Raw genomic sequence first — 11,858 nt, forward strand, 5'->3', positions numbered from 1 at the left:
CCACGCCCGTACCGCGCGTCCTGGCTGGTACGCCAGATGTCAAACTACGACGGTTCTCGTACAATGAGGGTTTCAAGGGCCGCCGCGACCACCGGTGAACATCACGTGCGAGCGCGCCGCCGGTCAGTAGATCCGCAGGTCAGGAGCCGTCATGTCGACCGAAACGCCAGTCGAGGGGGCCGTCTCGGGCGCCCGGTCGCTCCCGCACCCGGACCGCGAGGAGATCCGGCTCGCCCAGGTCCTGCACGCCCTCGCCGACCCGATGCGGCTGCGGATCGTCTGCGCGCTGGCCGCCGCCGAGGGCGAGCTGAACTGCGCGGACATCGAGCTCCCGGTCAGCAAGTCGACCTGTACGCACCACTTCCGGGTGCTGCGCGAGCACGGCGTGATCCAGCAGATCTACCGCGGCACCGCCAAGATGAACGGCCTGCGCCGGGCCGACCTCGACGCACTCTTCCCGGGCCTGATCGACGGCGTACTGCGGGCGGCCGGCCTCCAGGAGCGCCGTCTCGGCGCGCTCTGAACGGGCCCGCACCCGCCCCGCGGGCGCGCGGGTGTCGGATGCGGGGCCTGCCCGCCGGATCGGATTCGTCCTAACGCCCCACCATCACCGACCGCGCCGCACGCAGCAGCCCCGCCCAGTCCGCCAGCTTGACCGTGCCGCGCCCCAGTTCGCGCCCGCGCTCCGCCTCCGCCGCCTCGATGGCCAGCCAGCCCCGCCAGGGCACCGGCCGGGCCCCGGCCCGCTCCAGGGCCGCCACCGGATCCGCCGCCACCGCCCGCCGTGCCAGCCCGGCGGCGTCCGCCAGCAGGGACGTGGCGGTCTCCTTGGCGCACGGCCGGTTGGTGCCGATCACCCCGGTGGGGCCGCGCTTGATCCACCCCGCCACGTAGACCCCGGGGTCCGGCTCCCCGTCCCGCAGCACCCGGCCGGCCGCGTGCGGCACCGTCCCGGTCGTCTCGTCGAACGGCAGCCCCGGCTGCGGCAGTCCCCGGTAGCCGACCGACCGCAGTACCAACTGCCCCTGGACGTCCTCGAATTCACCCGTCCCCGCGACCCCGCCCCGCCCGTCGGGCGCGGTCCGCTCGAACCGCACCGCCCGTACGCCGGTCGCCGGGCCCCCGAGGATCTCCACCGGCCGCAGGAAGAACCGCAGGTGGATGCGGCGCGCCCGGCCCATCCCCGCCGCCCGCTCCACCGGGCGCTCGGCCCAGTCGCGCAGCACCTCGATGTTCCGCCGCACCGGCGCCGGCAGCCCGCCCGGATCACGGTACGCCGGGTCCAGCGCCAGCTCCTCGGGCCGGACGAGCACCTGGGTACCGGGCAGCGCCCCCAGCTCCCGCAGCTCCTTGGTGGTGAACTTCGCCTGCGAGGGGCCGCGCCGCCCCACCATCCAGACGTCCTCGACCCGGCTGTCGGCCAGGGCCCCGAGCGCGCCCTGCGGCATGTCGGTGGCGGCCAGTTCGGCGGCGCCCCGGGACAGCATCCGGGCCACGTCCACCGCCACGTTCCCCACCCCGATGACCACCGCCGACCGGGCGGTCAGCGTGAAGCCGTCGGCCGCCGCGTCCGGGTGCGCGCTGTACCAGGCGACGAAGTCGGTGGCCGGATGGCTGCCCGGCAGTTCCTCGCCGGGGATGTTCAGATGCCGGTCGGTGGCGGCGCCCACGCAGAACACCACCGCGTGGAACATCTCCCGCAACTCCCGCAGCCCGACCCCGGCGGCGCCCACCGCGACGTTCCCCAGGAAGTGCACCCGCGGGTGCTCCAGCACCGTCCGCAGGTTGTTCTGCAGCGACTTGATCTTCTCGTGGTCGGGCGCCACGCCGTAGCGCACCAGACCGTACGGGCAGGGCAGTCGGTCCAGGACGTAGACCTCGATGTCCGGCACGTCCTCCTGCCCGACCAGAGTCTGAGCGGTGTAGACACCGCTCGGTCCGGAACCGATCACTGCGACACGAAGCACGGGGTGGCCCCTTCCGCGGAGTACCCCCAGGATCGCACCGGCGGGCGTGCGGCGGGAGAGCTGCGCTATCGGGGTTGCTCCCGGTCCGCTGAGCGTGCCGTGCCCCTTGGCCGGGTGAGCTGGAGGCTAGGTTTTGTTTGTGTCGGAAAGTGAGTTTTATACCGATAACCACCGATATAAAGCGCAAGGCGGGGCATTGGAGTGGCCCGACTGGGAGCTTCAGGCGCATGGCTCGGCCGCGTCCGAGCTGGGCCCCTGGTTCAGCGCCCGGCTGACCTTCCCCCACGGCGCCCGGATCGACGTCCTGGTGACGGCCACCGACGACCGCCTCACCGTCGAGGACGTCCGTGCCGACCCGCCCCTGACACTGGACGCCCTCGCCTCGCTCGCCCACTGGATCGACGGCCCGCTCGACGACGCCTGCCGGGCGGCCACCGGACGCGCCCCGAAGCCCCGCCCCGGCCCCGGAACGCCGCCGGGGCCGGAGCCCGGACCGGCGTCCGTCGCGCCCGAAGAGGGCGGGGGACCGGCCCGGCCCCGGGAGGCCGGCGCAGGCGGCGCCGTACTGGCGGGCCAGGTCGTCCACGGTGAGGGCGCGCTCTGCCATACGGACGCCGGGCCGGTGGCCGGCGCCTCGGCCGGTGCGGGCGGCGCGGCGCCGGCCGACGGGGCGCCCGGGCCCGCGGCGCCCGCCGCGGCCGACGGCACCGGGGCCGCCCCGGTCCCGGACGGCGCACCGGAACCGGACGCCGCCCCGCCGCCCGCCGCGGCCCGCGCCGCCGTCCTGGTCCGCTCGCGGGCCGGTGAACGCCGCAAGATCGCCGCGGCGGCCTACCGCGCGGCCCAGCAGGAGGGCCAGGACCCCGTCCTGGCCGTCATGAACGCCACCGGCCGCAACCGGCGCCGGGCCCTGCGACTGATCGCCGGGGCCCGCGACGCCGGACTGCTGACCCCGCGGCACAACAAGCGCCAGGGCGGGCCCCAGGCTCCATGACGGGCCCGTCCGGGCCCGTCCGGTGGATCGGCGGCGGAGGGCGCGCGGCGTCACGGGCCGGGGCGCCCCCGCGGCGGTGCGGTCTCGGTCGGCAGTTCGCCCGGCGGCACGCCCATCTCCCAGTCCAGCCCGTACCGCTGGAACAGTTCGGCGCGCAACCGGACCCGCGGCATCTGCGCCCCCGGGAGCAGCATCGGCACCACCGACCCCATCAGCAGCGCCCGCAGCAGCGGATAGTCGGTGTCGGGATCCGCCGACCCGTAGGCCACCACCGTCTCGCGCAGCAACTGGGCCAGCCGTTGCTGTTCCAGGCACTGGACGAAACCCGTGGACGTCAGGATGCCGGCCATGTGCGTCCGCATCAGCAGCGGCTCGTCGTGGGCCAGCCCCAGGATCGCGTCGATGGCCCGGGCCATCAGCTCCCGCCCGGCGTCCGGCCCGGTCGGCCGCGGTTCCCGCTCCAGCGCGGCCTGGAGCGTGCGGTGCATCAGCCGGTGCACCGCGGACTGCAGCAACTGGCGCTTGCCGGGGAAGTAGTACGAGATCAGACCGCGCGCCGCCCCCGCGCGTCGGGCGATGTCGCCGAGCGTCGTGGCCTCGTATCCGCGCTCGCCCACCAGCTCGACCGTCGCCTGCAGCAGCCGCTCGCGGGAGCGCCGCCGCAATTCTTCATTGACCGATGCGCTGCGGGGGGACATCCTGGAACTCCTGCGTTGACTGGCTGAGAGCCAATATACTCAGCACAGGTCCCGGATGCCCGCCCGCGAGGGCGGCGAATCCGGTCAGGCCGCCTGATTCGGGCGACGCGGGGGATCGTCCGAATCGGGTGGACGCGGGGCCGGGGTTGACCTCATGACCAGCGTCTTGCCAGGTCAAGAGGTGAACCTCGGTTCACGTCGGTTGCAGGTTCGCTCATCTCCGGTCGGTTCTGATCATGCCTTTGCTGACTCGTTGCTGACTTTCGCGATCCCTTGGACGGCTTGACGCCACGATCCACCTCACCTCACCTCACTCATCGCGGAAGCGGCGCCGGGCTGCCCCTGCAAAATCCCCATCCGACCGGATTGCCGTCAGCGGTATCCGGGCCACGGGAATCGCACCGTGTCGTCGTCCACGGCGTCGTTCCACGCGCGGCGAGGTTGAACGGCCCGGAGCTGCCGACCGGGGCCATCTCCCAGTGGCGGCGCTTGCGGTTCGGCCGTCTTGGCACGCCAGTAGGCCACGCTCGCCGGGCCGTAGATCCCACAAGCCCGTCGAAGAGGTCGGACGCCGCCGGAACCCCGGCCTGCCCAGTGTTCAGCCGGCCTTGGCTGGTTCCTCGGCTCGGGCCCGGCTGTTGGCTTCGATCGCCAGCAGCCGGGGAGCCCGGGCGAGGTCGAGGCGGAGCATCGGGCATCGGGCATCGGACGCAGGCTTCTCTGAGCTGGGAGACCGGTCCGTCCCAAAACCTCTGGTCTGCGGCTCTCTGAAACCGAAGCGGTGATGTCAGAGGAGTCACGGCGAGATGTTCCGGAGAGCGAGAGCCGCTCCCCCTGCCGCCTCGGTACTGTGACTTCGCATGACCGACACCGAGATCGAGATCACCGCAGACCTGGTCCGCGACCTGCTGCAGGAGCAACATCCAGACCTTGCAGGGCTGGCCATCCGCGAGGTGGCGGGCGGCTGGGGCAACCAAATGTGGCGCCTCGGGGACGAGTTGGCCGTGCGCATGCAACGCATGGACCCCACCCCGGAGCTCCAGCTCAAGGAGCGGCGGTGGCTACCCGTGCTGGCCCCGCGCCTGCCGCTCCCCGTGCCGACCCCGGTGCGGTTCGGCGAACCGTCCGAGCGCTTCCCCAAGCACTGGACCGTGATGACATGGGTTCCCGGCGAGCCGCTGGACCACGGCTCGATCAGCCGCGGCGCCCACGCGGCCGACACGCTGGCGGGCTTCCTCCAGGCGCTCCACGTGGAGGCGCCCGCCGAGGCGCCGACCGCTACGGACCGAGGTGCCCATCCCAGGCACTGCACGGACGGCTTCGAGAACCTCTTCCAGGCCGTCGCCCCCGACGACATCGCTGCCGACGTCCGGGCCGTCTGGGACGACGCCGTTGCGGCCCACGCCTGGGAGGGCCCGCCGGTGTGGGTGCACGGCGACCTTCATCCCGCGAACGTCGTCGTCTCCGACGGAACCCTCTCGGGCATCGTCGACTTCGGTGACATGTTCGCCGGCGACCCGGCGTGGGACCTCGCCGCCGCATGGGTGCTGCTACCCGCGGGCACGGCCGCACGGTTCTTCGACATGTACGCGCATGCAGACGAGGCGGCGATCCGGCGCGCCCGCGGGCTGGCCGCGATGAAGAGCCTCTTCCTGATCCTCATGGGGCAGAACGGGGATCGGGGCCTTCCCGGCGGCAAGCCGAACTGGGGACCGGTAGGCCGGGCGGCACTTGATCGTGTTCTGAAGGGCGTTTGACGCGGTTTTGATCGGCAGGAGGTCGGCCAGGCCGGGGCGGTCGACGGTGGCGCCACTCCCTTGATAAGCGCATAAACCTCCCTGACCTGCGAGTTTCTCAGTCGGATCGTCCGAATCAGACGGCGGCGGCCGCCGTGGTAGGCGACCGGCGCCGTCCCGCGGGCCGTTCCGTTCTCTTCGGTCCGGCTCCGGCCCCCGCCCTACGCGGCGATGACGGCGACCCCGGTCCTGCCCCCGTCGACATCCACCACCGTTCCGTGTACGAAGGCCGCCTCGTCGCCGGCCAGCCAGACCACGGCGTGGGCGATGGCGTCCGGCGTGCCGACGCCGCCGGCCGGGGTTCCCTGCATCATGAGCTCGCCGGGATGGGGTTCGCTGCCTTCCGGGGCCGGGGGCAGGATGACGCCCGGCGAGACGGCGTTGACCCGCACGCCCATCGGGCCGAACTCGGCGGCCCAGGCGCGGGTGAGGGTCTCCATCGCCCCCTTGGTGGAGCTGTAGAGCGCGCCGCGGGGAACGCCCAGGCGCGCGATCCACGAGCCGAGGTTGACGATCGACCCGCCGCCGGACTCCGACATGCCCGGGACGACGGCCGCGGTGAGGAAGAACGGCGCCTTCACGTTCACCGCGTAGACCCTGTCGAACGTGTCCTCGTCGGTGGTGAGGGTGTCGGGGGCCGGGTAGACCCCAGCGTTGTTCACCAGGATGTCGATCCGCCCGCCCAGCGCCTCGCGGGCTCGATCGGCCAGGTCCCGGGAAGCCTCCGCGCTGCCGTCGAGGTCCGCCACCAGGAAGTCGGCTTGGCCGCCGGACGCGCGGATCCCCTCGACGACCTGCGTCCCCCGTTCCCGATGGCGCCCGGACACGATGACGTGGGCCCCCTCGGCGGCGAACGCTTCGGCGATCGCCTGCCCGATGTTGCTGGTCGACCCCGTGACCAGCGCGGTCTTGTTCCGCAGTCGCTCACCCATGACGTGCTCTCCCTTGGCTCTCGGTGTGCGGACCACTGTGCGCCGCGAAAAATGGACCAGCAAGTCCAGACTGGGGTCAACGGGGTTCCGCGTGTGGGCTTTTGGGTGTCGCCCCTAAAATGGACCTGACAGTCCAGTGAGGTGTGGAGGGAGGAGCGCGATGGCGGACGCGCCGACCGCGAAGGGGCGCGCCACTCGGGCCCGCATCGTCGAGGGGGCGGCCGAGGTGCTGCGTGAGCAGGGTGTCGCCTTCGCGACGCTCGACGACATCCGCGGGCACACCGGTACGAGCAAGAGCCAGCTCTTCCACTACTTCCCCGCCGGCAAGGACGAACTGCTGCTGGCGGTGGCCCGGTTCGAGGCGGACCGCGTCCTGGAGGACCAGCAGCCGCACCTGGGGCGGCTGGACTCGTGGGAGTCCTGGCGCCGGTGGCGGGACGCGGTGGTCGAGCGCTATGAACGGCAGGGCGACCACTGCCCGTTGGGGGCGCTGTTCCTGCAGGTCGGGCGGTCCAGCCCCGGCGCCCGGGCGATCGTGACGGAGCTGATGCGGCAGTGGCAGCGGCACCTCGCCGACGGCATCCGCGCCCTCCAGTCGAACGGCCTGGTGGCGTCGGCCCTGGACGTGGACCGGACGGCCGCCGCGCTGCTGGCCGGCATCCAGGGGGGAGTGGCCATCATGCTGTCCACGGGCGACTCCACGCACCTCAAGGCGGCGCTCGACTCCGGTATCGATCAGCTTCGCGCGACGGCGGGCGAGCGGGCACGAGCCTGACGGCCGCGCGCTGTGGGCCGTCCGCGGGAGGTGGCCGCTTCGCAGGGTTACCCGGGCCCCGCGGCCTCGTTCCTGTGAGTGTGCGAATCTCTCGTGTTCTCGCGGCAGTGACTCTGGCGGCACTGGGTGCCGTCTCCGCTGCCGGCGCCGGTCATGCCGCTCCCGCCCCGTCCCACGGCAGGACCGGTGCGCGAGCGGAAAGCGGACCGTTCCGCTGCCCCCAGTGGTTCCGGGAGCCCTACTGCGTGGAGCTCCGAGGCGGACCGTACGAGGGCTGCCCGTGCAACAGGCACCGCCCGCCGCCGGGCATGGATCGGCACCTCCACGCGTCGTCTCTGCAGAATGTTTCCGACGGGGTGTGGCGAAAGGTGTGGTCCGGGAAGCGGCTGGGACCTCTGGGCGGATAGATCCAGCCACCGCAACTCGCCTTGCGGTGGCTGGATCCATCGGCCTTCTCAGGCCAGTGCCCGTTGTTCCGGGGCGACTTCCGACTCGTCCAGGTGCCAGTGCAGGTCCCGGACGTCGGGTTCCAGGGAGAGCCGGGCGATGACCTGCTCCAGGGCCTGGGCGAGGTCGCCGGAGACGGTGACCGCGGCGCGGACGCTGGTGGCGTCCTCGGCGTCCCGGCGGGCCCGCAGGCTGATGGGGGTCAGTCCGGACGAGGTGAGTGCCTGGAGCAGGAGGGCGCGGATGTGCGTCTCCGCCCGGCGCTCGCAGACCACGTGCACGGTGGCGTGCACGGCCGCGTCGGGGTCGGACCCGGCCGCCGGGGCCCGGTCCAGCAGCCGCCCGGCCGGGCGCAGCACGAGGTGGACGGCGAGTACGGCGAGGGTGCCGAGGACGGCGAATTCGAGCCGCCCGGAGGCGGCCAGTACGCCGACCGCGGCCGAGCACCACAGGGTGGCGGCGGTGTTCAGACCGCGTACCCCCGCCCCGTCCCGCAGGATCACCCCGCCGCCGAGGAAGCCGATGCCGGAGACGACGTACGAGGCGACCCGGGTGGGGCTGCCGGAGTCCCCGACGGCGGTGCTGTAGAGGACGAAGAGGGTGGCGCCGGCGGCGACGAGGGCGTTGGTGCGCAGCCCCGCCATCCGGGCGCGCCATTGGCGCTCGACGCCGATGAGCGCTCCGCAGGCCACGCCGGTGGCGAGCCGGACCAGGAAGTCGACGACGGTCAGGGTGTGCATGGGAGCACCTCCTCGGGAGAGCGGGAATGTGGGCGGGGACCGGCCGGCGGGCCGGAAACCTCAGTGGCCGAGCGCCACTTGGACGAGCTTGACGACGACCAGGACCATGGCGAGCAGCAGATAGCTCCGCAGCGCGGCCAGGCCGACCTTGTGCCCGGTGGAGAAGACCGGCCGGGGCAGCGTTTCCAGGGGCGGCATCCGCCAGTCGTCCCGGCCGGTGCGGTCCACCCGTCGGCCGCCGAACGCCCAGCCCTTGCGGCGGCGCCGCACCTCCGCGTACCCGAGCGCCAGCACCCCGGCCGCGCCGCAGCCGGCCATGAGGGTGAGGATGGTGCCCGCGTCGATGTCCGGGAAGAGGACCGAGGCCGTGAGGATCACCGACAGGGTGACCAGGACGCCCACGACGGCGGCGGTGAAGGCGTTGGTCCGCGGGCCGTTGACCCACGGGCCGAGCACCGCCCGGTCGTTGCACAGGAGCAGCAGGAAGACCGAGGCGGAGGGCAGCAGCACGCCGGCCAGGGTCTGCACGCCCTCGATGAGCAGGCCCAGCGGGGAGCCGGGGATCAGCACGATCGCGGCGGCCGCGGCGACCAGTCCCGCGTAGACGGCGTAGAAGCCCTTGGCGCCGCCGACGCCGCGGTGCAGGGAGTGCCGGATGCCGAAGACGTCGCCGATGGCGTAGGCGGTGGACAGGGACACCGCGAAGGCGCCGATGATCGAGGCGTCCAGCAGGGCGATGGCGAACAGCACCCCGGCGAGCTTGCCGGCGTGTGCGGCCAGGCCGTGCGCGATGCCGGCGGTGTCGGTGAAGGCACCGGCGCCCCGGGTGCCGGCGAACGCGGCGGCGGTGCAGCCCATCAGGGCGGCGGCGCCGAGCACCACGATGGCGATGCCGATCCACAGGTCGGCCTTCTCGTAGGACATGAAGCGCGGGGTGATCCGCTTGTCGATGACGTAGGACTGCTGGAAGAAGAGCTGCCAGGGGGCGACGGTGGTGCCGACGATGCCGATGATCAGCAGCATCACCGCCGACGGTCCACCAGGCCCGTCGGGGAGGTGCGGGACGACGAAGTCGTGGGCCATCTGCCCGGTGGACGGGTGGACCAGGAAGTAGAGCGGGACCAGCAGCAGCGACGCCGCGCACAGGGCGATGGCGATCCGCTCGAACCGGCGGAACGACCCGGTGAAGGCGGAGGCGATGATCACGGCGGCGGCCAGCAGCACCGCGCCGACCTTGGGCAGCCCCAGGTATCCGGCGGCGAGGGTGATGCCGATGAACTCCGTCACCAGCGTCAGCGCGTTGAGCAGGAACAGGTCGATGACCGAGAACGCGCCCCAGAACTTCCCGAACCGTTCCAGGATGAGCCGGGCGTGCCCCACGCCGGTGACGGCGCCGAGCCGGAGCACCATCTCCTGGTTGACGTAGAGGACCGGGACGAGCAGGAGCAGGGTCCACAGCAGGTGGGTGCCGTAGTTCTGGCCGGCCTGGCCGTAGGTGGTGAAAGCGCCGGCGTCGTTGTCGCCGACCATCACGATCAGGCCGGGGCCGACGACGGCCAGCAGGGTCTTGAGCTTGGCGGACAGGCCCCGGCGCGGGGCGGTGTCGTCGTGCCTGATGGTGCCGAGCGCGCCGCGGATGTCACCGGTGTGCGCGTCGTCGAGCACAGCGGTGGGGCGCGGGGCGGGGACCGTGGAACGGACGGTGGTCTCGGTCATGGCGACCTCCCAAGTCCCCCGGGCGGGGGAGGTGTCGGGGGCGCGCGGCAGCCGTCTTCCCTGCGCGGGCGCGCAGCACGGCGACCCGTGGCGGCGAAGAGCCGTACGGGGGCGTGGTGCGGCGGGGAGGCCGCGCAGGGAAGGTGGTTACCGCGTGCCGGAAGAATGCGAGGGCAGGCGGAAGGTGGGCCGATGATGGCCCGGACTACTGCATTCCATGTCTCTCGCCTCCTTCCGGTCGGGGCGCGCAGGATGCGCCGTCGTCGAGCCGGCAAGGAGCGGACCAGTCGCCGTCGACTGGTTCACCCCCACTCGTCAGAGCTTTGGCACGTCACGGCGTAGCCCCGTATAGGGCAGCCACTTGGGGTCACCCCTTGGGCCGGGGAGACCTGTCCTGATCCGGAGCGTCTCTCGACGGGTGGGATCAGTGGCCTGTGTCCGTGACGACGCCTCACCGAACGAGGTGACCGCTGTCGTAAACCTCTAGAAGTGTAGGCCCTGTCGGAGGTTACTTGCGCAAGTGTGCAAGTTTTTGACCGACTCTTAACCCCGCGACGGGTTCGTCCCGCCGTCCGGCCCGAGCTGCTGGACACCGCACCGGCCCCGGGTGAGCATGAGCCGCATGTCCCAGGATCCCGAGCCCGGCAAGGCGGGCGCAGCCGGTACCGAAGCCGAGCGGTTGGAACGCATCGAGGCGCTGCTGGCGCCCGCCGTCGCAGGGGCGGGGGAGGCGGGGCGGCGGCTCCACCCGGCCTGGCGGCGGGTCACCCGTGGTGAGCCGCGCTGGCCCTCGACGCTCGCGGTGGCCGTGGCGGTGACGCTGCAGTGGCGGCTGCCGGACCGGTTGGCGATCCATCCGGAGTGGCTGCTGCCGGGGTTGGAGACCGCGCTGCTGCTCGTGCTGGTGGTGGTCGACCCGTTCCGTATCGAGCGGGTCTCCCGGCTCTACCGGTGGACGGGGCTGGCGCTGATCGCGATGATCAGCGCGGCCAACGGCTGGTCCGCGGTGCACCTGGTGATCGGTCTGGTGCGTGGCACGGAGGGCGGGGACGCCGGACCGCTGCTGGCGACCGGCGGCAGCATCTGGGCCACCAACGTCATCGTCTTCGCGCTCTGGTACTGGGAGTGGGACCGCGGCGGCCCGGTCGCCCGGGTCCACGCGGTGCGCTGCTACCCCGACTTCCTCTTCCCGCAGATGGCGACGCCGGAGATGGCCCCGGAGCACTGGGAGCCGCAGTTCGCCGACTACCTGTACCTGTCCTTCACGAACGCCACCGCCTTCAGTCCGACCGACGTCATGCCGTTGACTCGCTGGGCGAAGTTGCTGATGCTGCTCCAGTCGGCGGTGTCGCTGCTGACGGTCGTCCTGGTGGTGGCCCGGGCGGTGAACATCCTCAAGTAGCCCGCGCCGGGGAAACGTTGGCGGTGGCCGCGGGGGCGTTCCGGGGTGTGACGGGCTCGTTGCGAGGGTATGGCGGTGTCATGACAGCGCGATGAGGCCACCGTGAGAACACGATGAATAATTGCTCGTTTGCGCAATCATTTGTACAAGGCTTGACCGGTTGACCCGTAACCGATCCGCGTCACCGCTCTGACCTGCGGTTTTGCGGCTCCGGGGGAGCGGTGCCGAAAACAATCCCCGGCCGGAGTCAATTCTTTCCCACGCCGTGGTCAGGCGTCCGGGCCGCTTTCCCGGCGCTACCTGCCCAAGCGGCCGACGGGCACTTTCACAGCACGTTCGATTAGTGCATCCGGCCGCCCGACAGGCGAACCCGTGCCTGGTCAGCGGCATC

At 72.2% G+C, this 11,858-nt stretch carries 10 protein-coding genes and 1 riboswitch; of the genes, 5 read left to right on the forward strand and 5 right to left on the reverse strand.

Annotation, left to right across the window (positions count from 1 at the left end):
• The first annotated feature begins 151 nt into the window (after positions 1 to 151).
• Positions 152 to 523 carry a helix-turn-helix transcriptional regulator gene (locus CG747_RS05575; RefSeq protein ID WP_100600465.1) on the forward strand — a complete coding sequence of 124 codons (372 nt, stop codon included), beginning with the start codon at positions 152 to 154 and terminating at the stop codon, positions 521 to 523.
• Between the two features lie 70 nt (positions 524 to 593).
• Here the strand turns inward: CG747_RS05575 and CG747_RS05580 are convergent, their stop codons facing one another.
• Positions 594 to 1,967, reverse strand: coding sequence for an FAD-dependent oxidoreductase (locus CG747_RS05580; RefSeq protein WP_257980230.1), 1,374 nt, complete (start codon positions 1,965 to 1,967; stop codon positions 594 to 596).
• Positions 1,968 to 2,163: 196 nt separating this feature from the next.
• On the opposite strand from CG747_RS05580, the gene CG747_RS47790 reads away from it, so the two are divergent.
• Positions 2,164 to 2,961 (forward strand): DUF6214 family protein, encoded by a 798-nt coding sequence (locus tag CG747_RS47790; protein ID WP_180985404.1) that lies wholly within the window; start codon positions 2,164 to 2,166, stop codon positions 2,959 to 2,961.
• Positions 2,962 to 3,011: 50 nt separating this feature from the next.
• On the opposite strand, the gene CG747_RS05590 is transcribed toward CG747_RS47790, so the two are convergent.
• A complete protein-coding gene (locus CG747_RS05590; protein WP_100600467.1) occupies positions 3,012 to 3,659 on the reverse strand; it encodes a TetR/AcrR family transcriptional regulator in 648 nt (215 codons plus the stop codon).
• Positions 3,660 to 4,519: 860 nt separating this feature from the next.
• Here CG747_RS05590 and CG747_RS05595 point away from each other — a divergent pair.
• Complete coding sequence (locus CG747_RS05595) at positions 4,520 to 5,416, forward strand: aminoglycoside phosphotransferase family protein (RefSeq protein WP_100600468.1); 897 nt, start codon at positions 4,520 to 4,522, stop codon at positions 5,414 to 5,416.
• 200 nt (positions 5,417 to 5,616) lie between these two features.
• On the opposite strand, the gene CG747_RS05600 is transcribed toward CG747_RS05595, so the two are convergent.
• A complete protein-coding gene (locus CG747_RS05600) occupies positions 5,617 to 6,387 on the reverse strand; it encodes an SDR family NAD(P)-dependent oxidoreductase (RefSeq protein ID WP_100600469.1) in 771 nt (256 codons plus the stop codon).
• Positions 6,388 to 6,547: 160 nt separating this feature from the next.
• On the opposite strand from CG747_RS05600, the gene CG747_RS05605 reads away from it, so the two are divergent.
• Positions 6,548 to 7,162 carry a TetR/AcrR family transcriptional regulator gene (locus tag CG747_RS05605; protein WP_100600470.1) on the forward strand — a complete coding sequence of 205 codons (615 nt, stop codon included), beginning with the start codon at positions 6,548 to 6,550 and terminating at the stop codon, positions 7,160 to 7,162.
• Between the two features lie 455 nt (positions 7,163 to 7,617).
• Here CG747_RS05605 and CG747_RS05610 read toward each other — a convergent pair whose 3' ends face one another.
• Complete coding sequence (locus CG747_RS05610) at positions 7,618 to 8,349, reverse strand: MgtC/SapB family protein (protein ID WP_100600471.1); 732 nt, start codon at positions 8,347 to 8,349, stop codon at positions 7,618 to 7,620.
• A gap of 60 nt (positions 8,350 to 8,409) precedes the next feature.
• Entirely contained in the window at positions 8,410 to 10,065 is a 1,656-nt protein-coding gene (locus tag CG747_RS05615; protein ID WP_100600472.1) for an NRAMP family divalent metal transporter, read from the reverse strand.
• Between the two features lie 299 nt (positions 10,066 to 10,364).
• A riboswitch (M-box (ykoK) riboswitch) is annotated at positions 10,365 to 10,535 on the reverse strand.
• Between the two features lie 152 nt (positions 10,536 to 10,687).
• Here CG747_RS05615 and CG747_RS05620 point away from each other — a divergent pair.
• Positions 10,688 to 11,467 (forward strand): hypothetical protein, encoded by a 780-nt coding sequence (locus tag CG747_RS05620; RefSeq protein WP_180985396.1) that lies wholly within the window; start codon positions 10,688 to 10,690, stop codon positions 11,465 to 11,467.
• Positions 11,468 to 11,858 lie beyond the last annotated feature (391 nt).

This window comes from Streptomyces sp. CB02959 (assembly GCF_002803155.1).
Classification (GTDB): domain Bacteria; phylum Actinomycetota; class Actinomycetes; order Streptomycetales; family Streptomycetaceae; genus Streptomyces.

Coding starts and splice junctions, on each gene's coding strand:
- CG747_RS05600 (WP_100600469.1), bottom strand. CDS start 6,387: ATGGGTGAGCGACTGCGGAACAAGACCGCGCTGGTCACGGGGTCGACC.
- CG747_RS05615 (WP_100600472.1), bottom strand. CDS start 10,065: ATGACCGAGACCACCGTCCGTTCCACGGTCCCCGCCCCGCGCCCCACC.
- CG747_RS05605 (WP_100600470.1), top strand. CDS start 6,548: ATGGCGGACGCGCCGACCGCGAAGGGGCGCGCCACTCGGGCCCGCATC.
- CG747_RS05590 (WP_100600467.1), bottom strand. CDS start 3,659: ATGTCCCCCCGCAGCGCATCGGTCAATGAAGAATTGCGGCGGCGCTCC.
- CG747_RS05575 (WP_100600465.1), top strand. CDS start 152: ATGTCGACCGAAACGCCAGTCGAGGGGGCCGTCTCGGGCGCCCGGTCG.
- CG747_RS05610 (WP_100600471.1), bottom strand. CDS start 8,349: ATGCACACCCTGACCGTCGTCGACTTCCTGGTCCGGCTCGCCACCGGC.
- CG747_RS05620 (WP_180985396.1), top strand. CDS start 10,688: ATGTCCCAGGATCCCGAGCCCGGCAAGGCGGGCGCAGCCGGTACCGAA.
- CG747_RS05595 (WP_100600468.1), top strand. CDS start 4,520: ATGACCGACACCGAGATCGAGATCACCGCAGACCTGGTCCGCGACCTG.